We start from the raw sequence: 26,155 nt of genomic DNA on the forward strand, positions 1-26,155 counted from the left end.
CATGCACCCCCCCCGTCTGGGCGTGCGCCGGCACTTCTTTTCGTGGTCTTGCTATCCCGCAGTCTGGCCGTTTTCGGCGAGCACGGCGCCGGCCAGGTACAGCGACCCCGTTACCAATACCAGCGGCGGCGGCCCCGCTGCCGCCCGGATCGCGGCAAGCGCGTCGACCACCGACGCGCACGGCGTCGCCGCGAGGCCCGCATCCGCCACGATGTCGGCGAGATCGGCAGGACTATGCGCGGCATGGTCGTCGATCGGTACCGTCCAGACATGGGCGACGCGGCCGGCAAAGGGCTTGATGAAACCGGCGGCATCCTTGGCCGACAACATGCCGAGCACGATGTGGAGCGGCAGGCCGGTCGTAGCAGCGCTGCCCGACTTGCTGAAATTGTCCGCCAACGCCCGCCCGGCGGCGGGGTTGTGGCCGCCATCGACCCATAACTCGCTGCCGTCGGGCAGTTGCGCCGTCAGCGGCCCGGCGTCCAGCCGTTGCAGCCGCGCCGGCCAATCGGCCCAACCCATGCCGGCCCGCAGCGCCCCGTCGCTGACCGGCACCGCCGTCTGCGCCCGCAGCATCGCAACGGCGAGCGCTGCATTGTCGAGCTGGTGCGCGCCGGGCAGCCGTGGCAGTGGCAGCGTCACCCGGCCCTGGCCGTCGCGATAGTGCAGCGCGCCTTCGTACAAGGCAGCGTCCCAGTCATCGCCGCGGATGCGCAAGCCCGCCCCGGCGACGCCGGCGACTTCGGCGATGCGCGCCGTCACCGCCTTGGGATAGCGCGAAACAACGAGAGGCACGCCCCGCTTGGCGATGCCGGCCTTTTCGCGGGCGATATCGAGGATGGTGTCGCCGAGCCATTGCTGGTGATCGAGACCCAACTGCGCGATGCCGGTGACCAGCGGCGCTTCGATGACGTTGGTCGCGTCCATGCGGCCGCCCAGCCCGACCTCGATGATCGCGGCATCGGCGGGTTCGCGCGAAAAGGCGAGGAAGGCCAGCGCCGTCGTCAGTTCGAAAAAGGTGATCGGCTGGCCGCCGTTCTTCGCCAGGATCTCGCGCAGCAGCTCGGCGAGCGCATCGTTGGTGATCAGCTGGCCGGAAACCCGGATACGCTCGTTGAAACGGATCAGGTGCGGCGAGGTATAGACATGGACGCGCTTGCCCGACGCCTCGACGCAGGCGCGCAGGAAGGCGACGGTGGAACCCTTGCCGTTGGTGCCGGCGACATGGAACACTGGCGGCAGCTTCCTGTGCGGATTGCCGAGGCGGGACAGCAGCCGGGTCAGCCGGTCGAGCGTCAGGTCGATTTCGGCCGGGTGCAGCGCATAGGCGGCGCCGAGCAGGGCATCGAGCACCGGATCGTCGGACCGCGCCCGCGGCATCATCGCCCCCGTCGTCGCCATCAGGCGACCCATCGCACGTTCTTCGCCATCAGGCGGGTTCGGTGATGCGGCGCGCGGTCAGCAGGGCGAGCAGCCTGGCCAGCGTGTCCTTCAGCTCGCGGCGATGCACGACCATGTCGAGCATGCCATGGGCAAGCAGATATTCGGCGCGCTGGAAGCCTTCGGGCAGCTTCTCGCGGATGGTCTGCTCGATGACCCGCTGGCCGGCGAAACCGATCAGCGCATTGGGTTCGGCGATCTGGACGTCGCCAAGCATCGCATAGCTGGCGGTGACGCCGCCGGTCGTCGGATCGGTCAGCACGACGACATAGGGCAGCCGTGCCTCCTTCAGTTCGGCGATGCCCACGGTGGTGCGCGGCATCTGCATCAGGCTGAGGATGCCTTCCTGCATGCGCGCGCCGCCGGCGGCGGTGAAGACGACAAAGGGAACGCCCGCCGCCACGGCGGCCCGGGCCCCGGCCAGGAAGGCCTCTCCCACGCCCATGCCCATCGATCCGCCCATGAAGGCGAAATTCTGGATGGCGACGACGGCGCGGACGCCGCCGATCTGGCCGTCGCCGACCGTCATCGCCTCGGGCTCGCCGGTGGCGGCCTTGGCGGCGCGCAGCCGGTCGACATAACGCTTCTGGTCGCGGAATTTCAGCGGATCCTCGGCGACCTTGGCGACCGCGACGGTGGCGTATTCGCCGTCGAAAATCTGGGCGAAGCGCAGCTTGGGCCCGATGCGCTCGTGATGGTCGCAGCGCGGGCAGACCGACAGGTTTTCCTCGAATTCCTTGGTATAGACCATGGCGCCGCAGTTGCGGCACTTGGTCCACAGATTGTCGGGCGTTTCGCGCCGCGACATGAATCCGGTCAACTGTTGGCGGGTACGGGTCAACCAGCTCATGCGGCGATTTCCTGTTTGCGGGCGGCGCGGACGGCGGTGGCAAGGCCGGCAACCAGGGCGCCGACCCGGGCCGGAATGTCATTGGCGCGCTCCGCCGCCGCGGCGCCGATGGTGTCGACGATCGCCGATCCGACAACGACGGCATCGGCGGTGACGGCAATGGCGGCGGCCTGTTCCGGCGTGCGGACGCCGAAACCGACCGCAATCGGCAGGTCGGTCGAACGCTTCAACCGGGCGACGGCCTCGGCGACATCGGTGGCGGTGGCGGCATTGGCACCGGTGACACCGGCAACGGCGACATAATAGAGGAAGCCCGAGGCGCCATCGAGCACGCGCGGCAGCCGCGCCGCGTCGGTGGTGGGGGTGGCCAGGCGGATCAGGTGCAGGCCGTGCGCCGTCAGGTCGGGCACCAGCTCGGTGGCTTCCTCGGGCGGCAGGTCGACGACGATCGTGCCGTCGAGGCCGGCTGCCCGCGCATGGGCAGCGAACCGCGCCGGTCCATAGGCCAGGATCGGGTTGAAATAGCCCATCAGGATGATCGGCGTCGCATCATCCTCGCGGCGGAAATCGGCGACCATGGCGAGCAGGTCGCGCAGCCGCGTGCCGCTGGTCAGGCTGCGGATATTGCCGAGCTGGATCGCCGCGCCATCGGCCATCGGATCGGTGAACGGCATGCCCAGCTCGACGATATCGGCGCCATTGGCGACCAGCGCGCGCAGGATGGCGGCGGAGGTCGTGAGGTCAGGGTCACCGGCGGTGACGAAGGTGACGAGCGCGGCCCGGTGCTCGGCGACGCAGGCGGCGAAACGGGTAGAGAGGCGGTCGGTCACAACGTCACCCCGAGCGCGTCCGCCACGGTGAAGATGTCCTTGTCCCCGCGCCCGCACAGATTCATCACCACCAGCTGGTCGGCCGCCAGCGTCGGCGCGATCCGTGCGACGGCGGCAAGCGCATGCGCCGGTTCCAGCGCCGGAATGATGCCTTCGGTGCGGCACAGCAGCTGGAACGCCGCCATCGCCTCGTCATCGGTGGCCGACTGATATTCGACGCGGCCGATGGCGTGCAGCCAGGCGTGCTCCGGCCCGATGCCGGGATAGTCGAGCCCCGCCGAGATCGAATGCGCCTCGGCGATCTGGCCGTCCTCGTCCTGCAACAGCATGGTCTTGTTGCCGTGGAGGACGCCGGCGCGCCCCCCCGCCAACGACGCGGCATGGGCACCTGAGGTGAGGCCATGGCCCGACGCCTCGACGCCGATCATCTTCACCGACGCGTCGTCGAGGAACGGGTGAAACAGCCCGATGGCGTTCGAGCCGCCACCGATCGCCGCGACCAGCATATCGGGCAGCCGGCCTTCGGCCTCGAGCATCTGCGCGCGTGCCTCGGTCCCGATGACGCTCTGGAAATCGCGCACCAGCTCCGGGTACGGGTGCGGCCCGGCAGCAGTACCGATGATGTAGAAGGTGTCGTGGACGTTGGTCACCCAGTCCCGCAGCGCCTCGTTCATCGCGTCCTTAAGCGTCCGGCTGCCGCTTTCGACGGCGCGGACCTCGGCGCCCAGCAGCTTCATGCGGAACACGTTGGGCGCCTGCCGCTCGATATCACGGGCGCCCATGTAGATGACGCACGGCAGGCCGAAGCGGGCGGCGACGGTGGCGGTGGCGACGCCGTGCTGGCCGGCGCCGGTCTCGGCGATGATCCGCGTCTTGCCCATGCGCTTGGCGAGCAAAATCTGCCCGATGCAATTGTTGATCTTGTGCGCGCCGGTGTGGTTCAGCTCGTCGCGCTTGAGGTAGATCTTCGCGCCGCCCAAATGCCTGGTCAGGCTCTCGGCGAAATACATCGGGCTCGGCCGGCCGACATAATGGGTCAGCAGATCGTCGAATTCGGCCTTGAACGCCGGGTCCGCCTTGGCGGCGACATAGGCGCGCTCCAGGTCGAGGATCAGCGGCATCAGCGTTTCGGCGACATAGCGACCGCCAAAGGCGCCGAAATGGCCATTGGCGTCGGGGCCGGCGCGCAGCGAGGGCGTGGCGATGTTCACGGCCGGCGCACCGCGGCGGCGAACTGGGTTATCTTCAACAGCGATTTCACGCCCGGTCGATCCTCTATTCCCGATGATACATCCACGAACGCCGGCCGTACCGCCGCCAGCGCCGCCCCGACATTCGCGGCGTTCAAGCCGCCACCCAGCCCCCAGGGCAGGGGCATCGCCATTCCCTGCAGCAACCGCCAGTCGAAGGCCACGCCATTGCCGCCCGGAATCGCTGAATCACTAGGGGCCTTTGCATCGAGGAGCAACCGGTCAGCGGGCCCGGCGGCCTTGATGGCGGCACTGATATCGGCGCGCGTCTTGACGCCCGTCGCGCGCCACACCGCCTTGCCGGTGCGCGATTTCAGCGTGGCGATGCGGTCCGGCGTTTCGTTGCCGTGGAGCTGCAGCGTGTCGATTCCCGCATCAAGGACGGCATCGATCGCCGCATCATCGGCATCGACGAGCACTGCCACCCGCCCGATCCCCGGCGGCACCCGCGCGATCAGCCCGGCGGCGCGCTCCGGTGTCAGGTGGCGTGGGCTGGCCGGATAGAAGACGAATCCCAGCCAGCGCGCCCCGGCCCCGATGGCGGCATCGACACTGTCGGGCGTCGACAGGCCACAGAACTTGATTTCGGTCATCGCTTGACTGTCACCCCGGCGAAGGCCGGGGCCCATGGCCCACTATTGTCGGCACATGGCTGCTCGGGTTGGCAAATGTGTGATTCTTGGGCCCCGGCCTGCGCCGGGGTGACAGAACTAATCACACCAATTCCCGCACGATCGCCGCCGCCGCCGCCGCCGGGTCATCCGCGCCGGTAATCGGCCGCCCGATCACCAGCACGCTTGCACCCGCGTCCAGCGCCTGGCGCGGCGTCATCACCCGCTTCTGGTCGCCGATGGCGCTGCCCGCCGGCCGCACCCCGGGCACCACGATCGTCGCTTCGGGCCAGGCGGCGCGCACCGCCGCGGTCTCGTGCGGACTTGCGACGACACCATCGAGGCCGGCGCCGCGCACCACCCCCGCCAGCCGCAGCACCTGCGCCGCTGCGCCGCCGGCGACGCCCGCAGCCGCCAGGTCCTCGTCGTCGAGACTGGTCAGCACCGTCACCGCGACGACTTTCGTCGCTGCCGGTGCCGCCGCCCGCGCCGCCGCCAGCATGGCAGGGCCGCCGGTGGCATGGACGGTGACGATGGCAGGCGCCAGGCCGGCGAGCGACCGCAGCGCCCCGGCGACGGTATTGGGTATGTCGTGCAGCTTCAGATCGAGGAACACCGGCAGGCCCAGCTGCGCGATCATCGCCACCCCGGCCGGACCGTTGGCGCAAAAGAACTCCAGCCCCAGCTTGACCCCGCCGACATGGGGCAGCAGCCGGCCGACCAGCGCGGCGGCGTCCTCGACCCGCGGCGTGTCGATGGCGACGAAAACCGGGTTGTGGCTCACGCGCCCGCCGGCGGCACGATGGTCGGCTGGGCCTGCGAGGGCAGCGGCGACGTCCGCACCTCGCCATTACCGGACTTGGCCAGCTTGCGGGTCAGCGTCGCCTTGCTGCCGAGATGCCACAGCCATGTCGGCAGCCAGCCCGCGACAAAGGCGATGGCGAGCAGCAGCGGCAGGCGGATGAAGATCATCGTGCCGTCGGGCAATCGGAACGGCACCGGCGTCCAGTTGGCGACGGCGAGCAGCAGGAAGGCCACGGCCAGCGCCGTCAGCAGAATCCAGCGGACTATCGACATTTTGGCTCCGAATAACCCGATTTTTGGCATTCGCTTTACACAAGTGACAGCGTCGAAGCGACTCCGCGCTACAGTTCGCCGTCCACCGGCTCGATGCCGGCCGCCTTCAGCCCGTCCATCAGCGCCGCCGCGACATCCGCCAGTAGCGCCGTGTCGGTGGCGCGGATGACGAAGTTCGCTCCGGTCTTGCCCTCGCGCCAGAACGGATAGCTGCCGATCTGGGCGCCGGGATGCGCCTTTTCGACCGCCGCCAGCGTCGCCGCCGCGGCGCTTTCCTGCGTCCAGGCGGCAACGGTGCGCGATTGCACCGGGGCGCCGCCCTGCAACTGGCCGTCCAGCGCCGCCAGCATGCCCTGGGTGATCATCGGCACGCCGGCCATGATGAAGATGTTGCCGACCCGGATGCCGGGCGCCTTGGTGCGCGGGTTCTCGATCAGGCTTGCCCCTTGCGGGGTTCTTGCCATGCGCAGGCGCGCGTCCGTCAGCTTGTCGCCATAATAGCCCGACAGGATTGCCCGCGCGTCGGGGTGGACGATGACCGGCACGCCCAGCGCCGCGGCGATGGCATCGACGGTGATGTCGTCGTGCGTCGGCCCGATGCCGCCGGTGGTGAACAGATAGTCGTATCTGGTGCGCAGCGCGTTCACCGCCTCGCCGATGTCGTCCATCACATCGGCGACGACGCGGACTTCGCGCAACCGGATGCCCTGCACCCCCAGCCATTTGGCGAGATAGGCGATGTTGGCATCCTGGGTACGCCCGGACAGGATTTCGTCACCGATGACGAGGAGGGCGGCAGTCCAGATGCGATCGGCGTCGGGGGTGCTGGTCATCATCCCGCGTTAGCCCAGCCGGTAGCGCGCGGGAAGGGGGCGACACTCCGCAACATGGACTTGACCGCTACCAGCGCCTATCTGTCCCGCATCATGACCGAAGCCGCCACACTCGATTACGAAACCGTCGCCGATTCGTCGGAGGGCACCATCCGCCTGCACACGCCGGCGGCGTTCGCGGGCATGCGCAAGGCCGGCCTGCTGGCGGCGCAGGTGCTCGACATGCTGACGCCGCATGTCGTGCCTGATGCGGTGACGCTCGATCTCGATCGGCTGGCCTATGATTTCGTGCGGGCGGCGGGGGCGAATTCGGCGACGATCTTCTATCGCGGCTACAGCCACAGCCTCTGCATCAGCGTCAACCATGTCGTCTGCCACGGCATCCCGTCGGCGCGGAAGCTCAAGGACGGCGACATCGTCAACATCGACGTGACGGTCGTCGTCGATGGCTGGCACGGCGACACCAGCCGCATGTACCTCGTCGGCGACGTGCCGCTGAAGGCGAAAAAGCTCGTCGAGGTCACCTGTGAATGCCTGATGCGCGGCATCGAGATGGCAAAACCCGGCAATACCCTCGGCGATGTCGGCCATGCCATCCAGAGCCATGCCGAAAAGCAGCGCATGTCGGTCGTCCGCGACTTCTGCGGCCACGGGCTCGGCCGGGTGTTCCACGATGCACCGAATGTCGTCCATCTCGGCAAGCCCGGCCGCGGCGTCCTGCTCCGCCCCGGGATGTTCTTCACCATCGAGCCGATGATCAACCTCGGCGGCCCGGCGGTGAAGCTGCTCGATGACGGCTGGACGGCGGTGACCCGCGACCGTTCGCTGTCCGCCCAGTTCGAGCATTCGATCGGCATCACCGAGACCGGCAACGAGATCTTTACCGCCTCGCCGACCGGGCTGACGGCGCCGCCCTACGCGCTGTAGGCGGTTACCGCCCAGGCCAGCAGCGTCACGAATGCCGTCGTCGCAATCCCCGCATGGACCGCCAGCGACGGCCCGATGACCTTGGGCCTCGCCTGGCCGACCAGCGGCGCCACCAGCCCCGACAGCACCGCCGCGGCGATCAGCCCGGCCGCGGCGATTGCCAATGTCCGCGCGCTGACCACCGCCCCGTCGGGCGTGCCGCGCAGCATCGCCGCCAGCACCTCCAGCATCGACAGGCCGAGGATCAGGTGAAACCCCACCAGCACGCGCTGGCGCGGCGCCTTTTTCAGATATTGCAGCCCCAGCCACGCGCCGATGGCGACATTCGCCCCGACCATCAGCACGACGACGATGCCGAGCATTGCGAACCTCCCCGAACGACCGGCGCAGTTGCTTGCGGCGGCGAAGCGCCGCAAACTGCCGGGCTTCGGGGCCAGGGGCAAGCGGTGGGGACGAGGTGAGCGACAGCGCAGGGGATTCGGCCGGACATCGCGAACGGCTGCGCGCCCGGCTGCTCGCCGGCGGTGGCGACGGCTTCCATGATTACGAACTGCTCGAATATCTGCTCGGCCTCGCCATCCCGCGCCGCGATACCAAGCCGCTGGCCAAGCAACTGCTTGCCGAATTCGGCAGCCTGCCCGTGCTGCTCGCCGCGACGCCGCTCGAACTTCGCCGCATCGACGGGCTCGGCGACGGCGCCATCGCGGCGCTGAAGTTCGTCGAGGCGGTATCGCTACGCTCGCTGCGCACCGCGGCGCTCGACCGGCCGGTGCTCAGCGGCTGGCAGGCGCTGACCGACTATCTCCACGCCGCCATGGCGCATCGCGTCACCGAAGAGTTCCGGGTCATCTATCTCAACAACCGCAACGTGATGATCCGTGACGAGGCGATGGGGCAGGGCACCGTCAACGCCGCCCCGGTCTATCCGCGCGAGATCGTCAAGCGCGCGTTGGAACTCGCCGCGTCGGGCGTGGTGCTGGTCCACAACCATCCGTCGGGCGATCCGCAACCGTCGCGCGACGATATCGTGATGACGAAGGCGGTGATCGAGGCCGGGCGGCACCTGGGCCTCGCCGTCCACGACCATGTCATCATCGGCCGCGGCGGCCATGTCAGCATGCGGGCCCAGGGGCTGATCTGAGCTAAGCGGGCGCCTTGCCCCAATAGTCGAACGCCCGCTGCTGGATTTGGGCAACCAGCGCCCGGGCCGCTGCTCCGGTCCAGCTGTCCACCGGCGCATCGCGCCCGACCCACCAGCCCTGGCCCGGCAGGCCGTCGCCCTCCCGCACCACCAGCACGGCCAGCTCGGGCTGTCCCGCCGCCGCAGCGCGTCGGTCGACCACGTCGAGCACGTTGCACAGCGCCCGCATCTTGGGACGCGTGAAGCGATGGCCGAGCGCCAGCAGGATTTCGGAATAGCTCATCGCGGCGCCGGCGCGGGCCGAGGCCTGCAGCAATGCCTCGATGTGATCGATGTCGGACAGGTCGGCAATGGCCATGCCGGAACCATAGCGCAACATCGGCCAACGAAAAGGGGCCGCAGCCTTGGCTGCGACCCCTTCTGCGACCCGTTTCGGGTAACCGTTCGTTACTGCGGATTGGCGCGCTGGTACTGCGCGATCTCGTCCTTGGTCGCCCGGCGGTCGCCATTCCACCACTTGCCATTCTTCTTGGTCAGGCTCGGCGCCATCGCGGCCGTGGTATTGGCCGTGCCGGCGCTCGACATCGAATCGGCGGGCGCGCCCGTCGCGGGGTCGGTCGGCGTCATTGTCGACGAGGGCGACCCCGGAGTCATCGGGCTGGTCGAGGGATTGGTGGGCCCGGTCGTCGTCGACGGACTGCCGGCCATCGGGTCGGCGGGGGGCGTCTGGGCCAGAGCCGCGGTCGCCATGAATGCGGCGGCAAGGCCGCCAATGAGCATCTTCATCGCTTCTACTCCTGAACAACTCTGTACGAAAACATCTACGTCCAGCAGTGTGACGCTGGCATGGAGACCATACCCGCAGGCCCGGCAAAGGCTCCCAATGAGGTGTCAAGCCGCGCCCAGCCGGGGTCGCTTCGCGACCAACAGCGCGCCGGGCGCAATGTCCGCCATGGATGACAGCCCAACGCCGGCCTGCTAGGCCCATGGCATGACCATCCATCTTCACGAAGGCGACCTGCCGCACGACGTCTTCGCCCCCGGCCCGATCGCCGTCGACAGCGAAACCATGGGCCTGCACCCGCACCGCGACCGTCTGTGCCTGCTGCAACTCGCCGATGGCCGCGGCGACGAGCATCTGGTGCGCTTCACCAAGGGCCAGTATGACGCCCCGGTTCTGAAATCGGTGCTTGCCGACCCGGCGCGGGTGAAGCTGTTCCACTTCGCGCGCTTCGATCTCGCGGTCATCAAGCATTACCTCGGCGTCGACGCGACGCCGGTGTTCTGCACCAAGATCGCGTCGAAGCTGGTCCGCACCTATACCGATCGCCACGGTCTCAAGGATGTGCTGCGCGAAACCGTCGGCGTCGACATCTCCAAGGCGCAGCAGTCATCGGACTGGGGCGCCGCGGAACTGACGGAAGCGCAGAAGGATTATGCAGCTTCCGACGTTCGCTTCCTGCACCGCGCTCATGCCGTGCTCGTCGAACGCCTGGCACGAGAGGGGCGGACCGCCATGGCACAGGCCTGTTTCGATTTCCTGCCGACCCGCGCCGATCTCGATCTCGCCGGCTGGGACGAAACCGACATTTTCGCGCACATGTGATGGCGGCCGCGGTGGCAGCATCACCGGCGCTGACGCGTCGCCAGCGCGCGGCGCTGCCCGGCAGCGGCCGCGACACGCTGTTCGGGCTGCTCAAGTGGCTGTTGCCGGCGCTCGCCTTCATCGTTCTTGCCGCGATCGTCATCTGGCCGCTGGCCAAGGTTCAGGAATTCAGTTTCCTTCTCGACAAGCAGAAGGTCGCGATGGCGCAGGAGCGGCTGCGCGTCGACAAGGCGGTCTATCGCGGCGAAACGGCCAAGGGCGAGGCCTTCAACATCAGCGCCGCCGGTGCCGTGCAGCGCAGCAGCGCGGTGCCGATCGTCGAATTGAAGCGGCTGACGGCGCGGCTGGCCATGGCCGATGGCCCGGCGACGGTGGTGGCGCCGTCCGGTCGCTATTTCCTCGATGCCGACCGGTTGCAGATCAACGGCCCGGTGCGGCTCGATTCGGCCAATGGCTACAGCCTCGATTCGTCGACCGTCGACATCGATCTCAACAGCCGCAAGGTCTCGACAGTGGCGCCGGTAAGCGGCGAAATGCCGATCGGCCACTTCAACGCAGCGCGGATGAGCGGCGATATCCAGGGCCGGCGCCTGGTTCTCGACGGCGGCGTTCACTTGCAGATTCATGGTCGCAGGGGCAGATGAGCGCAATGAAATCCGCAGTCCTGTTCCTTGCCCTGCTCGCCGCACCCTTGGCCGCCCAGACATCGGCGCTGAAGGGCCTCGACACCGGCGCCCCGATCGATGTCGATGCGGCGCGGATCGAGATCCAGGATGCCGACAACCAGGCGGTGTTTTCGGGCGCGGTCGTCATCAAGCAGGGCCGCATGACGCTGAAGGCCGACAGCGTGAAGGTGCTCTACACCCGCTCGACCGGTTCACCCGAGATGCAGCGGCTCGATGCCCGCGGCAACGTGCGGTTGATTAGCCCCAGCGAGACGGCGACCGGCAATACCGGCATCTACGACGTCAACGGCAAGATCGTCACGCTGGTCGGCAATGTCACGCTCGACCGCGGCGGTTCGCGCCTGAACGGACAACGGCTGGTGCTCAACCTGGTATCGGGCCAGACCAGTTTCGACGGGCGCACCGGCGGCACGGCGGCGACGCCGGGCGCGACGCCTGGCCGGGTGACAGGGCGCTTCGTCGTGCCGCAGCGCGGGGTGAAGCCCTAAAGTCGCCGGCCCCTCTTGCGCCGGCAAAGTTGTCCGGACAAACTGTCCGGGTGAGCAACGACTTCGATACGCCCGGCCGCATCAAGTGCGGCACCATCGCCGCTGCCGACTATGATGCGACGCTGGCGGACTATACCGGCGTGCTGGGCCTGTCGGTCATCGAGGAAGGCCCGGTCGCCGCTGGTCTCGCCGCCGCCTGGGGGGCGCCGGCGCTCGCCGGCCGGCGCGGTGCGCTGTTGCGCCATGCCGATGCCCGGCCGGGCTTTCTCCGCCTCGTCGAATCGACGCCGACCCCCGGCTATCGCCCGCTGCGCAGCCATGGCTGGGCCGCCTATGAACACACCGTCGCCGATTGCGATGCGCTATTCGCGGCCGTGCAGGACAGCGGCTTCACCGTCATCGGCGCGCCCAAGCTGGTGCCCGGGTTCGACAATTTCATCCCGTTCCAGGTCACCGGGCGCAACGGCGAGGTGCTGTACCTCAACCAGGTGCTGAAGGCGGGCATGGCGGAACTCGACCTGCCGATGACGACGGCAGCCGTCGACCACATGTTTATCGCCATCCTCGCCGCGCCCGATCGCGAGGCGGCGCTGGCCTTCCACCGCGACGCACTGGGCTTCACCATCGGCGAAACCTGGTCGATCCCGTACAGCGTCATCAATGCCAGCTTCGGCCTGCCCGACGACACCATTACCGCCATGACGATGACCCGCACCGGCCGCATGCCGGCCTGCGAGATCGACCAGTATCCCGCCGCCGCGACGCCCCGCGCCGGTCCACCGGGGGAACTGCCGCCGGGCAATGCGATGGTCAGCTTCATCACCGCCAGCCTCGATGCCGTCACGGCGCCGTTCCTCGCCACACCGGCTCGCCATGACGGCGCGCTCTATGCCGGTCGTCGCAGTGCCGTGGTTCGCGGTGCGGCGGGCGAGCTGATCGAGCTGATCGAGGCGCAATGACCGCCAGGCGGCATGTCGTCGATGTGCGCAACGCCGATGGCAGCCGGCGGCGGGTGCATTATCGGCGTGCCGGGTCGGGCCCGCCGGTGCTGCTGATCCACCAGAGCCCGCGCTCGTCAGCCGAGTATCAGCACCTGCTCGACGACTGGGCGGCCGATTTCACCTGCTTAGCCCCCGACACGCCGGGCTTTGGCGAATCGATGGCGCTGCCGATGGCGCAGCCGCATGTCGATGATTTCGCCGACGCGGTGCTGGCGTTCATGGATGCGCTCGGCCTCGGCAGTGCCGGCGCCTATGGCACGCACAGCGGCGCGATCACGCTGATCACCGCGGCAAAGCGCGCGCCGCAGCGCTTCAGCGCCATCGCCGCCAACGGCTATGCCGTCTGGACCGACGCGGAGCGCGCCGATTTCGGCAGCAACTACACACCGCCCTTCGCACCGACCGCCTATGGCGAGCATCTGGCCTGGCTGTGGCACCGCATCCGCGAGCAGAGCTGGTTCTTCCCCTGGTACGCCGCCGACGATGCACACCGCCTGCCGATGGCGCATGACAATCCCCAAGTCGTCCATGCGACGGTGCTGGACGTCATGGCGGCTGGCACCAGTTATGGCCCCGGCTATGCCGCCATGCTGCAGGCGCCGCGCGACCTGCCGGCGCCGGGCGCGCCGACGCCGCCGGTGATGGTCATGGGCCGCAACGGCGACCCGCTGCAGGCGCATATCGACCGGCTGGGCGCGTTGCCGACGGGCTGGCAGGCGCATAAGCTGGCGACCGATGCGGAGGTGGAGACGGCGGCGCGCGGCTGGCTGCTTCGCCACCCGGCGCCGGGCAGCGCGTCGCCGGCCGCCCCCGATGACGAAGGCTTTGTCGGTGTTGCGGGCTTCGGCCAACTGCACTGGCTCGGCGATCCCGACGCCGAAACGCTGCTGCTGCACGCCCCGGGCGGTGCCGCCGAACTCGTCGTCCGGCCCGGCACGCTGGCGCTCGACCTGCCCGGCCATGGCCTCAGCGACGCGCTCGCCGATCCGCCGATCGCGCTCGACAACGTCGTCGACATCCTCGTCGCCGCCGCGGCGCGCTGGCCGGTGACGCGGGTCGAGGGGCAGGGCGCCTCGGCGCGGCTTGCGGCGATGCTCGCCAACCGGCTCGGCCTGACTCATGATCCGGCGCCGTCGCTGCGGCACGGCGGCTGGCCCGACCTCACCCCCGACCGCCACGGCAGTCACCTCGCGCGCGCCTGGTCGCTGGCACGCGCCGAGGTCTGCTTTTCGCCCTGGGATGCCGCCGGCGCCGCCCATGCCCGGCGCTTCGACCCCGCCGAGCTGGCACCGCACCGCCTGCACCGCCGGGCCCTGGCGGCCTTGCGGGCGCGGCATGTACCCGAACTTCTCGCCCTGATCGGAGACTGACAATGGGAATTCTCGACGACATGCCGCTGCTCGCCCGCCACGAGGGCGTCTGGGACGGCAGCTACACCTATTTCAACGCCGCCGGGGTCGAGGTCGACCGGCACACGTCGCGGCTGTTCTGCCGGTTCAGCGACGATCCGGTGCATCCCTATCACCAGACCAACTATTACACCTGGCCCGATGGCCGGGTTGATGTGCGCGATTTCCCGGCGACCTATCGCGACAAGCGGATCTGGTGGGACAACGACCTGATCATCGGGTCGGCCTGGGAAGTGCCGCAGGACCATGAGGGCCGCACGATGATGCTGTATTGGCAGCGCACCGGCGACCCGTCGCTGTACCTCTACGAGATGATCCAGATTTCGGACGACGGCCAGAACCGCTGCCGCACCTGGCACTGGATCAGGAACGGCCAGCTGGAAACGCGGACGGCGATCCAGGAGACCTTCGTCACCCGCGACTGGCGCAGCCTCGATCCGGCCCTGCGCAAGGTTTGACTCCTTCGCCGGCGTGACCGACGTTGCCCCTCAGCCCTGCAGCAGCGCCGAGACCGGCCGCAGCAGCACCGGCCCCGGGTCCGCGGTCGTCTGGCTGCGCCAGTCGCGAATGATGCGGTCGAGCTCGATGGCGGTGTCGCCGTCATTGGCCCAGCGACGGCTGAACGACGGATCGTCCGACGACGGGCAGCGACTCTCGGCGAGATTGTCGAAGCTCAGGCGCACCGGCACCGCGACCCCTTCGCCGCAGACCACCGCCTCGCGGTTGCGCAGCGCGGGGATGGTATCGAGAAAGCCGCGCGCGCCTTCGGGCATTGCCGCCTGCACCCATTCCTGGTCGCGGGCATTGTTCAGCCGCATGGCGATGATGGTGCCGCACTGCGCCAGCGTGCCTTCGGCGACGTCGGACGGGCGCTGGGTCACCAGGCCCAGCGACACGCCGTATTTGCGGCCTTCCTTGGCGATGCGCTCGAGGATCTGGCGGACGGCGCTGCCCGCGGCGATTTCCTTCGACGGAACATAACGATGGGCTTCCTCGCAGACGAGCAGGATCGGACGGCGCTTGGCCTTGTCGGTCCAGATCGCGAAATCGAAGACGATGCGCGACAGCAGCGCGACGACGACGCTGACGACTTCCGACGGCACGCCCGACAGGTCGATGATCGAGATCGGCTTGCCATCGCCGTCGAGTCGCAGGATGCGCGACAGGAACGTCGCCATCGTATCGTTCGACAGCTTGCGGCTGAACATGAAATTATAGCGTGAATCCTGGAGGATATCCTCGATCTTGCGCTTCAGCCGGAGGTATTTGGGCAGTTCGTCGGCCTGCGCCAGCATGCCCATCTGCTGTTGAAGTTCCCCCAGCAGGTCGCCGATGGCATAGGGCACGGGGCTGTCGACGGTCAGGTTCGCCAGGCCGGCGGCGACCGGGTTGCGCGCCCGGGCGGCGAGCAGGCATTTGGCGAGGATGTCCTTCTCGCCCTCGCGCTGGGCGCCTTCGCCGGTGACGAAGACCTCGCAGGTTTCCTCGAAGTTCATCAGCCAATAAGGCATTTCGAGATTGTCGACGTTGAAGATGACACCGGTGGCGGCAAAGGCCTTGGCATATTCGCCATGCGGATCGAGCATGACGATATGGCCGCGTGGTGCCGCCGCGACAATGCGGTGCAGGATCAGCGCGGTGGCGGTCGACTTGCCGGTGCCGGTCGAACCGACGATGGCGAAATGGCGCGACAACAGGGCATCGATGAACAGCGCGGCCTTCACATCGGTGGTCGGATAGACGGTGCCGATCTCGACATGCGGGCGCTGGTCGGTGGCGAACACGGCGGCAAGGTCGTCGCGCACGGCGGCGATGACTGGATCGCCGGAGCGCGGATAGGCCGTCACGCCGCGACGAAAATTGTCGAAGCTGCGGCCGCCGGCGGCGTCGCCTTCGCCGAGGAAGTCGATGGTGACGACAACCGTCATCTTGTCGGCGAGGTCGCGCCGCATGTCGCGGACGCTGCCGAGCAGCCAGCGCGACCCGACGCGAACCTTGACATGGCTGCCGATGCTGCCGGACCGCTGCTTGGTCAGGTCGGTTTCCGCCTGCAGCGTGTCCATGATGTTGAGCGACAGCCGCGCGACGGCCGAGCCGAAGCCGACATCGTCGATGACCCCGATGGCGACCGCGCTCGCCGCACCTGCCCGCACGTCGTTGAAATTGGTCATCGGCCCCCTCGCGTCGCGGTCGCGCCCCCGCGCCGCCGACGCCTGATACCATAATCAGAAGAAAGCTTGAATTCCCGTCTGCGCACGGCCGAGGATCAGCGCATGGACGTCGTGGGTGCCCTCATAGGTGTTGACCGCCTCCAGGTTCATCACGTGGCGGATGACACCATATTCGTCGGAAATGCCGTTGCCGCCGTGCATGTCACGGGCCTCACGGGCGATGGCCAGCGCCTTGCCGCAGTTGTTGCGCTTGAGCAGGCTGATCGCCTCGGGGGCCAGCTGGTGGGCGTCCATCAGGCGGCCGGCGGCGAGCGCCGTGCACAGGCCGAGCGTGATTTCGGTCTGCATGTCGGCGAGCTTTTTCTGCACCAGCTGGGTCGCCGCCAGCGGCCGGCCGAACTGCTTGCGATCGAGCGTATACTGCCGCGCCGCGTGCCAGCAAAACTCTGCCGCGCCCATCGCGCCCCAGCCGATGCCATAGCGGGCATTGTTGAGGCAGCCGAACGGCCCGGCCAGGCCATCGACGCCGGCGAGCATGCGGTCGGCGGGCAGATGGACATCGGCGAGCACGATCTCTCCGGTGACGCCGGCGCGGAGGGAGAACTTGCCCTCGATCTTGGGGGTCGAGAAACCGACATCGCCCCGCTCGACGACAAAGCCGCGGATGCGGTCATCGTCGCACTTGGCCCAGATGACGGCGACATCCGCCAGCGGCGAATTGGTGATCCACATCTTGGCACCGTTGAGGACATAGCCGCCGGGAACCGCTTTGGCGCGGGTCTTCATGCCGCCGGGGTCGGAACCGGCATCGGGTTCGGTCAGGCCGAAGCAGCCGATCAGCTCACCCGAGGCGAGGCCTGGCAGGTATTTCTCGCGCTGCGCCTCGCTGCCGTAGGCCCAGATCGGGTACATCACGAGGCTCGACTGCACGCTCATCGCCGAACGGTACGCGGAATCGACGCGCTCGACCTCGCGGGCGATCAGCCCATAGGCGACATAGGAGGTGCCGGCGCAGCCATAGCCCTCGATCGTCGGGCCGAGCAGCCCGGCGCTGCCGAACTTCTTCATCAGGCCGGGGTCGAAACGCTCGTGGCGGTTGGCTTCCTTGACCGCCGACACCAGCTCGGCTTCACAGAATGCCCGCGCGCCATCGCGGATCATGCGCTCCTCATCGGTCAGCTGCGCCGACAGCAGCAGCGGGTCCTGCCAGTCGAACGACGGCCATTTCGGTGCCATATGCTGAGTGTCGGGGGTGATCGGTTGATGGACGTTCATGACGGGACTCCTGTGCCCCTCGAATACGCCCGCCGCGCCGATGCGTCACCCCCTAGCGCAAAGCCACCGTCTGCGCTGCCTTGACGCGCCAGATGGCATTGCCGACATCATCGGCGACCAGCAGCGCGCCGCCCTTGTCGAAGGCGACGCCCACCGGCCGCCCGCGGGCCTTGCCCTCGCCGTCGAGGAACCCGGTCAGCACGTCGCGCGGCAGGCCCTTCGGCTTGCCCGCGGCGTCGAAGGCGACGAACACCACCTTGTAGCCCGACGGCGGATTGCGGTTCCACGAGCCATGCTGGCCGACAAAGGCGCCGCCGGCATAGCCGGCGCCCAGCGCCTGCGCCGGTGCGGCAAAGGCCAGGCCCAGGCTCGCCGTGTGCGGGCCGAGTGCATAATCGGGGGCGATCGCTCGTGCCACCATGGCCGGATTGGCCGGCTTCACCCGCTCATCGACATGGTTGCCGTACCAGCTCCACGGCCAGCCATAATGGGCGCCGGGCTTCACGCTGGTCATATAGTCGGGAACGAGGTCCGATCCTATCTCGTCGCGCTCGTTGACGGCAGTCCACAGGTCGCCGGTTACCGGGTTCCAGGCGAGGCCGACAGGGTTGCGCAGCCCGGTCGCATAGACCCGCGATGCGCCGGTCGCGGCATCGACGGCGAGGATGGCAGCGCGATCCTTTTCCGCCGCCAGGCCGTTTTCGGCGACATTGGAGTTGGAGCCGACCGCCACATAGAGCGTCTTGCCGTCGGCCGAGGCGATGACATTCTTGGTCCAGTGATGGTTGCGCGGTCCGCCCGGCAGGTCTGCGACCTTGGTGCCCGGCACGGTGATCTGCGCCGCGCCGGCGACATAGGGAAAGCGGGTCAGCTTGTCGGCTTCGGCGACGTACAGCGTGTCGCCGACCAGCGTCATGCCGAACGGTGAATGCAGCCCGGCGATGAACACGCCCTTCGTCTCCGCAACACCATCACCATCGGCATCGCGCAGCAGCGTGATGCGGTCCGGCGACTTCACCCCGGCGCCGGCGCTCGACATCACCAGCTTCTGGATCCAGCCCTTCAGGCCGGCGTCTTCCTCGGGCCGCTCGGGGCCGTTGGTCTCGGCAACTAGCACATCACCGTTGGGCAGCGTGTAGAGCCAGCGCGGATGGTCGAGCCCGGTGGCAAAGGCCCCGACGGCCAGCCCGGCCGCCGGTGTCGGCTGCACCTTGCCCCAGCCGACGACATCGGCGGTCTTCACCGTCGGCAGCAGCGTCTTCTTCGGTGCCGGCAGCGTCGGATTGACGCCCTGGCCGGCGGTGACTGGCAGGTCGGCCTTGTCACCGCAGCCGGCGAGCAGCAGGGCGGGCAGCAGCAGCGGGGCAAGCAGCATCGGGTGGCGCATGATGGTCATTCCTGTCGATATCGTCGCCGTAATAACGCACCGGCAGCCGATTGGAACCGGTGTCAGCCTGCCGCAGCCACCGCGTCGATCGCCGCCGCCACCGCGTCGGGCCGCTGCAGCGGCACGAAATGGCTGGTGCCGCCCAGCCGCTCGGCGTGGACGCAGCGCGGATGCGCGGCAATGATGGCGAACTCCGCCGGCGGCACCGTCGATCCCTGTTCCCCGGCGATCAACGCGAACGGCCGGCCAAGGGACTGCAGCGCCTGCTCAAAGCCTAGCGTGACGCCGCGAAACGTCGCCGCCTCCCACGCCGGCGCACAGGCGAGGGTGACGCCACCCCCCGCCGGCAGCAGGCCATCGGCAAGATAGGCGTCGAGATCGGCATCGGCCCAGCCCCGGAAAACCCCGCGCCCGTGCCAGGCGGCGCGCGCCGTCGCCACATCGGGAAAGTCCGCCCGCCGCCGGCCGGCCTGGTCGGCCATCGGATTGAGGATGGCCGCCCCGCTCGCCCGCGCCTCGCGCGCCAGCGCAAAGGGAATGAACGGCGGATCGAGCAGCACCAGCCCGGCAACCCGGTCGGGCCGCGCCACCGCCGCCAGCAGCGACGTCGTGCCGCCCATCGAATGCCCGGCCAGCAGCCAGGGCGCTTCGGGATCGACGGCGTCGGTGATCGCCAGCAGGTCGCATGCGAAATCGTCCCACACGACCTTGTCGCCGGGCATCTCGCCCGGCCGCAACGCCGCGGTGCGGCCATGGCCGCGGGCATCGCTGGCAATGATGCGATAACGCCCCGCCAGTGGCGCCAGCAGGCGCGCATACAGCCGGGCGTTCATGCCGGTGGCATGGGCGAAATGCAGCAACGGCGCGCCGGGCCCCGCCTCATTCCATTCGAGGGCAGCCACCGGGCCGCGGGCGGTAAGGATCTGGCGCTGCTTCATCGGGCCCCAGTCGAGTGTTTCGGCGCCGGCTGCAACCTGCGCCTTGCCGCAGGTTCGCTCGCGACCCTGGCACAGATGACGACATCATCGATCCGCCCGACCGGCCGGCAGCCATCGACGGCTGCTGCGATGAAGGCGGCCAGCGCGCCCGCACTGTCGGGCGGACGAAACGGCAGCGGCAACGGCCAGGCGAGCAGATAGCCGAACACGCGTCGTTCATAGGCCAGCGCGGCGGTGGGGCTGCTCCGCAGGGCGACGGTTGCCGGCAGCAGATAGTGGCGGCTGCGGTTCAGCTCGGCGGTCTTGCGGGCGATTGCGGCCGGGCCCAGCACGTCGGCGGTGCCGGTGTAATAGCCCAGCTCGACCTGTGGGGACGGCAGCGCGACGAAAAATGGATCATACAGGCCCGGATAGGCGGCCAGGCGATCCGCGGCGACGGTCTGGCCTGTCGAGGCGGCAGCAAGAGCGCGCGCCGCCGCCGGCGACGGGGTATCGGCGCCGAGCAGGCGCGCCAGCCCGCCGCGCGACAGGTCGCCGAGCAACGGCTTGAAGAACAGGAAATGGTTATAGGCCACCAGCTCGATGGCGATCGCGCCATAGACCAGCAGCCGCAGCCGGCTGCCGTTGGCCGCCCAGGCCAAGGTGACGACGACGGCGCCGAAGCCATAGGCGAACATATGGACGAAATCCGCGCGCCCGAAGCCGCCGGGCACCATCAGCAGGGCGAACACGGCGACGAGGCACAGGCCCAGATCGCCATCGGCCTGCACCAGCCGCCCGGTCCAGGCGGCGCGAAGCAGCGGCGGCAGGCCGCACAGCGCCGCGACGCTCAGGCTGAACACGACGAACAGCAGGAAGACGCCGGGCACCAGCGGAAACTCGCGGCCGGAAAAATTGGCCGTCAGCGGTACCACGAATGCCGCCGGCAACAGCGCCACCAGCGCCGCCAGCACGGCCGCCACGACCAGCAGCGCGGCCAGCGGCGCCCGTCGCCGTTCGGCAGCCGCGAGGAACGCCAGCACGCCAAGGCTCGTCACCGCCATGACGATCGCGACCTCGAAGCTGAGCGCCGCGGCAATCAGCGTCGCGCCGAGCGGCTGCCAGCACAGCCGGCCCGGCCCCGCGCCGCGCAGCCGCGCCATGTCGAACACCAGCACCACCGGCACGACGAACCTGATGCCCGAATAGTGCAGGCCCGAGGCATAGCTCAGCGGCAGCCAGAACAGTCCCAGCGCCAGGAAGACCGGGCCGCGCGTCCGGTCCGGCACCGGCATCGCGCCGACCAGATGCCGGACCAGGATCAGCGACAGCAGCAGGAAACCCGCGTCGGCGATGACATAGGCCCGCAGCCAGTCCCCCGGCAGCGCGCGGTCGACGGCATGCGGCACCCAGGCCAGCAGCGGGCCATAGTTGAACATGAAGTCACGATACGGGACCCTGCCGAGCGCCATCAGGCTGTGGCGATCGGTGAAGTACCAGATCTCGTTGTAGCGATCGTCGCCGTTCAGATAGAGCAGGACAGCGACCGCCAGCAACGCCGCAACGGTCAGCGAAAACGCCGTGTCGAGCCCCGGATACCCGCTCACGTTGTCGTCGGGTACCTGCAGGGTCGCAGCGATCGGCCGGCGCGCAGCCCACAGGCTCGCCAGCGCCAGCATGCCGGTGATCCCCAGTACGGCGGTCCGCTGGTCGAAGCCGCTCGCCACAGCCAGCGACAGATTGTCGGGCAATCCTCCGATCGCCACCAGGTACGGCACGGCGCATGCCATCAGCAGCACCAGCGCAAAGACGATGGCAATGCGGCGGCCGCTGCCGGCCGACAGCGTCGACCGCGGCAACCGGGCCGGCTGCGCTGTCACCCCCCTCGCTGACGTCATCCGCCGCGAACGCGCGCCATGATGGCATCGAGCCGACCCAGCAGCCCGGGATCGCGCGCGTCGGGCGCGGTAATCAGCGCGGTGTCGAGCACCGTGTCGATCGGCGACGCCGGGCGGGTGGCGGGCAGTGCGCGGACCAGGGCCGTAACCGTGTCGCGGGCGACAGCCGCATTGGCGTGCATGACGCGGATGATCTCGGCGACATCGACGTCCCCGCCGTCGTGCCAGCAATCATAGTCGGTGACCATCGCCAGCAGCGCGTAGGGCAGCTCCGCCTCCCGCGCCAGTTTCGCCTCGGGCATTGCCGTCATGCCGATGACGTCGCAGCCCCAGCCCTGGTACAGCCGGCTTTCGGCGCGGGTCGAAAACTGCGGGCCCTCCATGGCGAGATAGGTGGCGCCGGTATGGATGATAGCCCCTGCAGCGCGCGCCGCGGTGGTGGCGAACCCGGTCAGGCGAGCGCACACCGGATCGGCCATCGGCACATGCGCGACCATGCCGGCTTCGAAAAAGGTCGACGGCCGGCCCTTGGTGCGATCGATGAACTGGTCGACGGCGACGAAATGCCCGGGCGCCAGGTCCTGCCGCAGCGATCCGACCGCCGACACCGCCAGCACGTCGGTGCAGCCGAGGCGTTTGAGCACGTCGATGTTGGCCCGCGCGTTGAGCCGGTGCGGCGGCACGCGATGGCCGCGGCCGTGGCGCGGCAGGAAGGCCAGGTCGACGCCGGCCAGGCTGCCGGTCAGCACAGCGTCCGAGGGTTCACCCCAGGGGCTTGCCACCGTCACCCATTCGGGATTTTCCAGCGCGTCGAGGGCGTAGAGCCCCGACCCGCCGATGATGCCGAGCTTCCAGCCGCTCATGCGGCACGCCGCGCGTCGATGGCCCAGCGTTCCAGTGTGCCGTCCTCGTCGGCGACGAACAGCGCATCGTGGAGCGCGATGGTCGGGTCGACATGGCCGGGCTGCAGCCAGACCAGCGCGCCTTCCGCCGGCGCATCGGCGTGCCAGTCGCCGCTCGCATCGATGGCGGCAATCACATCGCCGCTGCCGGTGCGCAGCGCCTCCAGGCTGGCCGGGTGGATGATGGCGCCATGCTCGTCGCCCAGTGATCGCCAGCGGCTTCCTGCTGCCGCACCGGCGACGACGCGCGGCGGCGGCCCGTCGGTATAGAGCGCCTTCAGACCGGCGTCGCACGTCACCAGCGCCTTGTGCCGTGCCGAAACGACGGTCGCGGCGAGGAACAGCGCGGGGCGGAACGGCCAGTCACCGTCGGTGGCGCCGGCCTCGTCGTAATCGACATCCATCAGCGCATAGCTACCGGCCTGGATCTCGGTGAACACCCCGGCTTCCAGGTCGAGCGCGTGGGTACCGGTGCCGCCGCCGGTGACCTGCGGCGGCGGCAGCCCAGCGAGGCCGAATTCGGCAACCAGCGCCTGCAGACGCGTCGCCAGCGCGGCATTGGCGGCAATGCGGGCGGCAGGTGGCATGTGCTGGACATGGCCGGCATAGGCCTGGATGCCGCCAAAGCTCACGCCATCGGTGGCGGCGATCACCTGCGCCAGCGCCAGCGCATCGTCGGGCGCCACGCCGGCGCGGTGCGTGCCGGGGTCGACATCGACGAACAGCACAAGCCCGCTGCCGGCCGCCAGCGCCACCTGCGCTGCCGAATCGACCACCGCCGATACCCTTGCACCGGCGATGGCGGCGAGCCTCGCCCAGCCCCAGGGCGGCACCGGCGCCGTTACCATCACATCGGCTATGCCTGCGGCGGCATAGGTTTCCGCCTCGCCGACGGTCTGGCAGCACAGGCCGACCGCGCCGCCGGCGACCTGCAGCCGGGCGAGTGCGGTGCATTTGTGCATCTTGCCATGCGCCCGCAGCCGCACTCCGGCGGCATCGCAGGCCGCCTGCATCGTCGCCAGATTGTGGAGCAGCGCCGATCGCCTGACCACCAACAGGGGCGTCCGGGGTGGGTCCATGCGGGCAAGAAAGGCAGCCGGTTGGGTCATCACGCCACCGTTCCCGTCACCGGCGACGGCGTCAAGCCGGGGTTGCGGCGGGATGGGCGTTGCGCCATGCAGACCGCCCGTTTCGCAACCGTCCCGCAGGGCCCCATGGACGCCAGAACCGTGCCCGTCGTCATCATTACCGGCGCCTCGTCGGGCGTTGGCCTGTGGTCGGCAAAGGCCCTTGCCGACCGCGGCTGGCACGTCGTCATGGCCTGCCGGGACCTTGCCAAGGCCGAGGCTGCCGCCGTTGCAACCGGCATCCCGGCCACGTCGCGGACCATCATGCCGATCGACCTCGGCGACCTGGCCAGCGTCCGCGCCTTTGTCGCCGCATTCGGCGCCACCGGCCGGCCACTCGATGCGCTGGTCTGCAACGCCGCGGTCTACCTGCCCCGCCTCACCGCGCCGCTGCGGTCTCCCGAAGGCTATGAGATCAGCGTCGCGACCAATTATTTCGGGCATTTCCTGCTCGCCAACCTGCTGATGCCCCGGCTCGAACAGGCGGCGGCGCCGCGGCTGGTCACGCTGGGCACCGTCACCGCCAATTCCGAAGAGTTCGGCGGCAAGGTGCCGATCCCGGCGCCGGCTGACCTCGGCGACCTGGAGGGGCTGGCGGCGGGTTTCCGCGCGCCGGTCGCGATGATCGACGGCAAGCCTTTCAAGCCCGGCAAGGCCTACAAGGATTCAAAGCTCTGCACGATGATCATGAGCCGGGAACTGCACCGTCGCTTCCATGCCGACACCGGCATCGTGTTCGCGACGCTCTACCCCGGCTGCGTCGCCGAAACGCCGCTGTTCCGCCATGCGCCGCCGCTGTTCCGCAAGATCTTCCCCTGGTTCCAGAAGAACATCACCAAGGGCTATGTCAGCCAGCCGCTGTCGGGCGAGCGGGTGGCGCAGGTCGTCGCCGACCCCGCCTTCACCGCTTCCGGCGTCCATTGGAGCTGGGGCAACCGCCAGCGCGCCGGTCGCGAAGCGTTTAGTCAGCCGCTCAGCGCCAAGGCCAACGACCAGGGCCGTGCCGCACGGCTGTGGGACCTGACCGCGAAGCTGACCGGCCTGGCGTGAACCCGCGATCCCACTCGCTTTCCCCCGGCCCCGGCGTTAGCCCATAGGGCGCCACCAGCGTCCAGACATGCGGTGGGATCATGGTCTTCATGCGCCGCGGCTTTTCGCGGCGCAGGTGGAGGATAGTCTCGACGGCCTTCATCTCGACGCGGGCGCGGCCGAACTCCAGCCCCTTGGGGCCGACCCGCGGCATCAGCCAGCCGACGACCGGCCGCAGCCACTTCGGCATCCGGCGCAGCGGCAGGCCGCCGGCGGCGCGTTCGGTATTGGCGAGGAAGCCCTTGACCGGCCCGACGCGATTGCCGCTGTCGGCAGGTGCCGCGGTCTTCAACTCGTCGCCGAGCAGCGCCACCAGCTCGGCGCCGCGCGCATTGCGGACGACCAGCCATTGTTCACCCGATCCGGCCATGTAACCAACGGTCACATCGGCGAGGCTGTTGGTGTAGTCGACACAGGTGCGGCAGGTCAGCGGGAAGAAATCGGGGCGCAGGTCGGACAGCGGCAGCATCAGGAACGGCACCGCCTTGGTGCGGCCATCGTCGAAACGCAGCTCGACATGATAATCGGCGCGAAATTCGAGATAGGTGATCGTTTCCGGCTGGTCAGACAGCAACGCCAGGAACTCGTGGAAATTGGCGGTTGTCGTATTGTCCGAACACGGCGTGCCGATGACGTAGAGCGCTTCCAGGCCCAGCTTTGTTTCCAGCGCGCGCAGGGCATGGACCTGGCAGGGAATGCCGATCACGGCGATGCGGGTGTGGCCAGCGGCGCGGACGGGTTCGAGCAGCGCCAGCAGCGGCGCATAGCCCATGCGCATGCCGCGCACCTGCGCCATGCCTTCCGCGCGGGTGACGATCACCGGCACCGGCTTCCATTTGTCCTCCGCGTCGGGTGCCATGGTCAACACCGCGGTGACGGCGCCGCCTTCGAGCAGTTTCTCGGCAATGCGCGTGGTGATGCCGGTCCATTGCGCCCCGGGAATCGCCGGTTTCAGCGACGCCCGGACCATGTGCTGGAACGGCCCGAAGAACAGCTCGTCGGGTTTGGCAAGGTCACGCGGACGGCCGTGGACGCGCGTTTCAAGCGCGGCGTAGTCAGGCTTGATGAACTGGCAGGCGGTGCCGCAATCGCCGGGCGTGCTGCTGCGCGAGATGCCGCAATCGGTGCACAGGCTGCGCGGCACCGCCGGTGCCAGCGGCGGTGTCCAAAGGGCAGGTTCATGGTCGTCACGGCTCATTTCGCGACCGTGGCGGAAAGGCGCTGGCGTCGCAAGTCGTCC

The 26,155-nt window shown here is 68.9% G+C and carries 28 protein-coding genes; 9 read left to right on the plus strand and 19 right to left on the minus strand.

What is annotated here, in order from left to right; genetic code table 11:
• Positions 1-51 precede the first annotated feature (51 nt).
• From ACP7AI_RS13455 to ACP7AI_RS13490, 8 genes are all read right to left on the minus strand, one after another.
• Positions 52-1,383: a bifunctional folylpolyglutamate synthase/dihydrofolate synthase gene (locus ACP7AI_RS13455; protein ID WP_426168358.1), complete on the minus strand. Its 1,332-nt coding sequence runs from the start codon at positions 1,381-1,383 to the stop codon at positions 52-54.
• 46 nt (positions 1,384-1,429) lie between these two features.
• Positions 1,430-2,290: an acetyl-CoA carboxylase, carboxyltransferase subunit beta gene (gene accD / locus ACP7AI_RS13460; protein WP_426168177.1), complete on the minus strand. Its 861-nt coding sequence runs from the start codon at positions 2,288-2,290 to the stop codon at positions 1,430-1,432.
• Positions 2,287-3,120 carry a tryptophan synthase subunit alpha gene (trpA, locus tag ACP7AI_RS13465; RefSeq protein ID WP_426168180.1) on the minus strand — a complete coding sequence of 278 codons (834 nt, stop codon included), beginning with the start codon at positions 3,118-3,120 and terminating at the stop codon, positions 2,287-2,289. The genes accD and trpA overlap by 4 nt, the downstream gene beginning before the upstream one ends.
• The gene (gene trpB, locus ACP7AI_RS13470) at positions 3,117-4,331 is read right to left on the minus strand and encodes a tryptophan synthase subunit beta (RefSeq protein ID WP_426168183.1); all 1,215 of its coding nucleotides are present in this window, start codon (positions 4,329-4,331) and stop codon (positions 3,117-3,119) included. Before trpB ends, trpA begins: the two co-directional genes overlap by 4 nt.
• On the minus strand, positions 4,328-4,963 hold the full coding sequence (locus ACP7AI_RS13475; RefSeq protein ID WP_426168185.1) for a phosphoribosylanthranilate isomerase: 636 nt from the start codon (positions 4,961-4,963) through the stop codon (positions 4,328-4,330). The genes trpB and ACP7AI_RS13475 overlap by 4 nt, the downstream gene beginning before the upstream one ends.
• 121 nt (positions 4,964-5,084) lie before the next feature.
• On the minus strand, positions 5,085-5,765 hold the full coding sequence (gene pyrF / locus ACP7AI_RS13480) for an orotidine-5'-phosphate decarboxylase (RefSeq protein WP_426168188.1): 681 nt from the start codon (positions 5,763-5,765) through the stop codon (positions 5,085-5,087).
• Positions 5,762-6,058 (minus strand): hypothetical protein, encoded by a 297-nt coding sequence (locus ACP7AI_RS13485; RefSeq protein WP_426168191.1) that lies wholly within the window; start codon positions 6,056-6,058, stop codon positions 5,762-5,764. The genes pyrF and ACP7AI_RS13485 overlap by 4 nt, the downstream gene beginning before the upstream one ends.
• Before the next feature lie 68 nt (positions 6,059-6,126).
• Positions 6,127-6,891 (minus strand): competence/damage-inducible protein A, encoded by a 765-nt coding sequence (locus ACP7AI_RS13490; RefSeq protein WP_426168193.1) that lies wholly within the window; start codon positions 6,889-6,891, stop codon positions 6,127-6,129.
• Positions 6,892-6,984: 93 nt separating this feature from the next.
• Between ACP7AI_RS13490 and map the strand changes: the two genes are divergently transcribed.
• Positions 6,985-7,818 (plus strand): type I methionyl aminopeptidase, encoded by an 834-nt coding sequence (gene map / locus ACP7AI_RS13495; protein ID WP_426168361.1) that lies wholly within the window; start codon positions 6,985-6,987, stop codon positions 7,816-7,818.
• On the opposite strand, the gene ACP7AI_RS13500 is transcribed toward map, so the two are convergent.
• Complete coding sequence (locus tag ACP7AI_RS13500; RefSeq protein ID WP_426168195.1) at positions 7,806-8,180, minus strand: hypothetical protein; 375 nt, start codon at positions 8,178-8,180, stop codon at positions 7,806-7,808. The genes map and ACP7AI_RS13500 overlap by 13 nt on opposite strands.
• Before the next feature lie 95 nt (positions 8,181-8,275).
• Here ACP7AI_RS13500 and radC point away from each other — a divergent pair, with 95 nt between their 5' ends.
• Positions 8,276-8,959, plus strand: coding sequence for a RadC family protein (gene radC, locus ACP7AI_RS13505; RefSeq protein WP_426168198.1), 684 nt, complete (start codon positions 8,276-8,278; stop codon positions 8,957-8,959).
• A 1-nt stretch (position 8,960) separates the two neighbouring features.
• Here radC and ACP7AI_RS13510 read toward each other — a convergent pair whose 3' ends face one another.
• Positions 8,961-9,317 (minus strand): ribose-phosphate pyrophosphokinase, encoded by a 357-nt coding sequence (locus ACP7AI_RS13510; protein WP_426168200.1) that lies wholly within the window; start codon positions 9,315-9,317, stop codon positions 8,961-8,963.
• An 89-nt stretch (positions 9,318-9,406) separates the two neighbouring features.
• Positions 9,407-9,745: a hypothetical protein gene (locus ACP7AI_RS13515; RefSeq protein ID WP_426168202.1), complete on the minus strand. Its 339-nt coding sequence runs from the start codon at positions 9,743-9,745 to the stop codon at positions 9,407-9,409.
• A 205-nt stretch (positions 9,746-9,950) separates the two neighbouring features.
• On the opposite strand from ACP7AI_RS13515, the gene ACP7AI_RS13520 reads away from it, so the two are divergent.
• Genes ACP7AI_RS13520 through ACP7AI_RS13545 form a run of 6 tightly spaced genes read left to right on the plus strand, consistent with a single transcriptional unit; the run spans position 9,951 to position 14,607 of the window.
• Positions 9,951-10,565: a ribonuclease D gene (locus ACP7AI_RS13520; protein WP_426168205.1), complete on the plus strand. Its 615-nt coding sequence runs from the start codon at positions 9,951-9,953 to the stop codon at positions 10,563-10,565.
• 11 nt (positions 10,566-10,576) lie between these two features.
• On the plus strand, positions 10,577-11,209 hold the full coding sequence (gene lptC / locus ACP7AI_RS13525; protein ID WP_426168207.1) for an LPS export ABC transporter periplasmic protein LptC: 633 nt from the start codon (positions 10,577-10,579) through the stop codon (positions 11,207-11,209).
• A 5-nt stretch (positions 11,210-11,214) separates the two neighbouring features.
• Entirely contained in the window at positions 11,215-11,739 is a 525-nt protein-coding gene (locus tag ACP7AI_RS13530) for an LptA/OstA family protein (RefSeq protein ID WP_426168210.1), read from the plus strand.
• A 50-nt stretch (positions 11,740-11,789) separates the two neighbouring features.
• The gene (locus ACP7AI_RS13535) at positions 11,790-12,698 is read left to right on the plus strand and encodes a VOC family protein (protein ID WP_426168213.1); all 909 of its coding nucleotides are present in this window, start codon (positions 11,790-11,792) and stop codon (positions 12,696-12,698) included.
• Entirely contained in the window at positions 12,695-14,110 is a 1,416-nt protein-coding gene (locus ACP7AI_RS13540) for an alpha/beta fold hydrolase (protein ID WP_426168216.1), read from the plus strand. The genes ACP7AI_RS13535 and ACP7AI_RS13540 overlap by 4 nt, the downstream gene beginning before the upstream one ends.
• 2 nt (positions 14,111-14,112) lie before the next feature.
• Positions 14,113-14,607 carry a DUF3598 domain-containing protein gene (locus ACP7AI_RS13545; protein ID WP_426168218.1) on the plus strand — a complete coding sequence of 165 codons (495 nt, stop codon included), beginning with the start codon at positions 14,113-14,115 and terminating at the stop codon, positions 14,605-14,607.
• A gap of 30 nt (positions 14,608-14,637) precedes the next feature.
• Here ACP7AI_RS13545 and ACP7AI_RS13550 read toward each other — a convergent pair whose 3' ends face one another.
• The 7 genes from ACP7AI_RS13550 to ACP7AI_RS13580 form a co-directional block, all read right to left on the minus strand.
• Complete coding sequence (locus tag ACP7AI_RS13550) at positions 14,638-16,320, minus strand: ATP-binding protein (RefSeq protein ID WP_426168221.1); 1,683 nt, start codon at positions 16,318-16,320, stop codon at positions 14,638-14,640.
• Positions 16,321-16,374: 54 nt separating this feature from the next.
• Positions 16,375-17,595 carry an acyl-CoA dehydrogenase gene (locus ACP7AI_RS13555; RefSeq protein WP_426168224.1) on the minus strand — a complete coding sequence of 407 codons (1,221 nt, stop codon included), beginning with the start codon at positions 17,593-17,595 and terminating at the stop codon, positions 16,375-16,377.
• A gap of 52 nt (positions 17,596-17,647) precedes the next feature.
• Complete coding sequence (locus ACP7AI_RS13560; protein WP_426168363.1) at positions 17,648-18,982, minus strand: PQQ-dependent sugar dehydrogenase; 1,335 nt, start codon at positions 18,980-18,982, stop codon at positions 17,648-17,650.
• A 62-nt stretch (positions 18,983-19,044) separates the two neighbouring features.
• Positions 19,045-19,920: an alpha/beta fold hydrolase gene (locus ACP7AI_RS13565; protein WP_426168227.1), complete on the minus strand. Its 876-nt coding sequence runs from the start codon at positions 19,918-19,920 to the stop codon at positions 19,045-19,047.
• Complete coding sequence (locus ACP7AI_RS13570) at positions 19,917-21,779, minus strand: hypothetical protein (protein ID WP_426168229.1); 1,863 nt, start codon at positions 21,777-21,779, stop codon at positions 19,917-19,919. Before ACP7AI_RS13570 ends, ACP7AI_RS13565 begins: the two co-directional genes overlap by 4 nt.
• Before the next feature lie 14 nt (positions 21,780-21,793).
• Complete coding sequence (mtnP, locus tag ACP7AI_RS13575; protein ID WP_426168232.1) at positions 21,794-22,660, minus strand: S-methyl-5'-thioadenosine phosphorylase; 867 nt, start codon at positions 22,658-22,660, stop codon at positions 21,794-21,796.
• Positions 22,657-23,808, minus strand: a complete 1,152-nt coding sequence (locus ACP7AI_RS13580) for an alanine racemase (protein ID WP_426168235.1) — start codon at positions 23,806-23,808, stop codon at positions 22,657-22,659. Before ACP7AI_RS13580 ends, mtnP begins: the two co-directional genes overlap by 4 nt.
• A 105-nt stretch (positions 23,809-23,913) precedes the next feature.
• Here ACP7AI_RS13580 and ACP7AI_RS13585 point away from each other — a divergent pair, with 105 nt between their 5' ends.
• Positions 23,914-24,876: a protochlorophyllide reductase gene (locus ACP7AI_RS13585; protein WP_426168237.1), complete on the plus strand. Its 963-nt coding sequence runs from the start codon at positions 23,914-23,916 to the stop codon at positions 24,874-24,876.
• Here ACP7AI_RS13585 and ACP7AI_RS13590 read toward each other — a convergent pair.
• Positions 24,800-26,113 carry a Coenzyme F420 hydrogenase/dehydrogenase, beta subunit C-terminal domain gene (locus ACP7AI_RS13590; protein WP_426168240.1) on the minus strand — a complete coding sequence of 438 codons (1,314 nt, stop codon included), beginning with the start codon at positions 26,111-26,113 and terminating at the stop codon, positions 24,800-24,802. The genes ACP7AI_RS13585 and ACP7AI_RS13590 overlap by 77 nt on opposite strands.
• Between the last annotated feature and the right edge of the window lie 42 nt (positions 26,114-26,155).

Origin of the sequence: Sandarakinorhabdus sp. DWP1-3-1 (assembly GCF_049896705.1) — a bacterium.
Lineage (GTDB): Bacteria > Pseudomonadota > Alphaproteobacteria > Sphingomonadales > Sphingomonadaceae > Sandarakinorhabdus.

Coding starts and splice junctions, on each gene's coding strand:
- ACP7AI_RS13560 (WP_426168363.1), bottom strand. CDS start 18,982: ATGCGCCACCCGATGCTGCTTGCCCCGCTGCTGCTGCCCGCCCTGCTG.
- ACP7AI_RS13515 (WP_426168202.1), bottom strand. CDS start 9,745: ATGAAGATGCTCATTGGCGGCCTTGCCGCCGCATTCATGGCGACCGCG.
- ACP7AI_RS13545 (WP_426168218.1), top strand. CDS start 14,113: ATGGGAATTCTCGACGACATGCCGCTGCTCGCCCGCCACGAGGGCGTC.
- ACP7AI_RS13485 (WP_426168191.1), bottom strand. CDS start 6,058: ATGTCGATAGTCCGCTGGATTCTGCTGACGGCGCTGGCCGTGGCCTTC.
- ACP7AI_RS13590 (WP_426168240.1), bottom strand. CDS start 26,113: ATGAGCCGTGACGACCATGAACCTGCCCTTTGGACACCGCCGCTGGCA.
- ACP7AI_RS13540 (WP_426168216.1), top strand. CDS start 12,695: ATGACCGCCAGGCGGCATGTCGTCGATGTGCGCAACGCCGATGGCAGC.
- accD (WP_426168177.1), bottom strand. CDS start 2,290: ATGAGCTGGTTGACCCGTACCCGCCAACAGTTGACCGGATTCATGTCG.
- ACP7AI_RS13530 (WP_426168210.1), top strand. CDS start 11,215: ATGAAATCCGCAGTCCTGTTCCTTGCCCTGCTCGCCGCACCCTTGGCC.
- ACP7AI_RS13580 (WP_426168235.1), bottom strand. CDS start 23,808: ATGACCCAACCGGCTGCCTTTCTTGCCCGCATGGACCCACCCCGGACG.
- ACP7AI_RS13555 (WP_426168224.1), bottom strand. CDS start 17,595: ATGAACGTCCATCAACCGATCACCCCCGACACTCAGCATATGGCACCG.
- ACP7AI_RS13475 (WP_426168185.1), bottom strand. CDS start 4,963: ATGACCGAAATCAAGTTCTGTGGCCTGTCGACGCCCGACAGTGTCGAT.
- ACP7AI_RS13520 (WP_426168205.1), top strand. CDS start 9,951: ATGACCATCCATCTTCACGAAGGCGACCTGCCGCACGACGTCTTCGCC.
- ACP7AI_RS13585 (WP_426168237.1), top strand. CDS start 23,914: ATGGACGCCAGAACCGTGCCCGTCGTCATCATTACCGGCGCCTCGTCG.
- ACP7AI_RS13455 (WP_426168358.1), bottom strand. CDS start 1,383: ATGATGCCGCGGGCGCGGTCCGACGATCCGGTGCTCGATGCCCTGCTC.
- ACP7AI_RS13510 (WP_426168200.1), bottom strand. CDS start 9,317: ATGGCCATTGCCGACCTGTCCGACATCGATCACATCGAGGCATTGCTG.
- ACP7AI_RS13500 (WP_426168195.1), bottom strand. CDS start 8,180: ATGCTCGGCATCGTCGTCGTGCTGATGGTCGGGGCGAATGTCGCCATC.
- map (WP_426168361.1), top strand. CDS start 6,985: ATGACCGAAGCCGCCACACTCGATTACGAAACCGTCGCCGATTCGTCG.
- ACP7AI_RS13550 (WP_426168221.1), bottom strand. CDS start 16,320: ATGACCAATTTCAACGACGTGCGGGCAGGTGCGGCGAGCGCGGTCGCC.
- ACP7AI_RS13490 (WP_426168193.1), bottom strand. CDS start 6,891: ATGACCAGCACCCCCGACGCCGATCGCATCTGGACTGCCGCCCTCCTC.
- mtnP (WP_426168232.1), bottom strand. CDS start 22,660: ATGAGCGGCTGGAAGCTCGGCATCATCGGCGGGTCGGGGCTCTACGCC.
- ACP7AI_RS13565 (WP_426168227.1), bottom strand. CDS start 19,920: ATGAAGCAGCGCCAGATCCTTACCGCCCGCGGCCCGGTGGCTGCCCTC.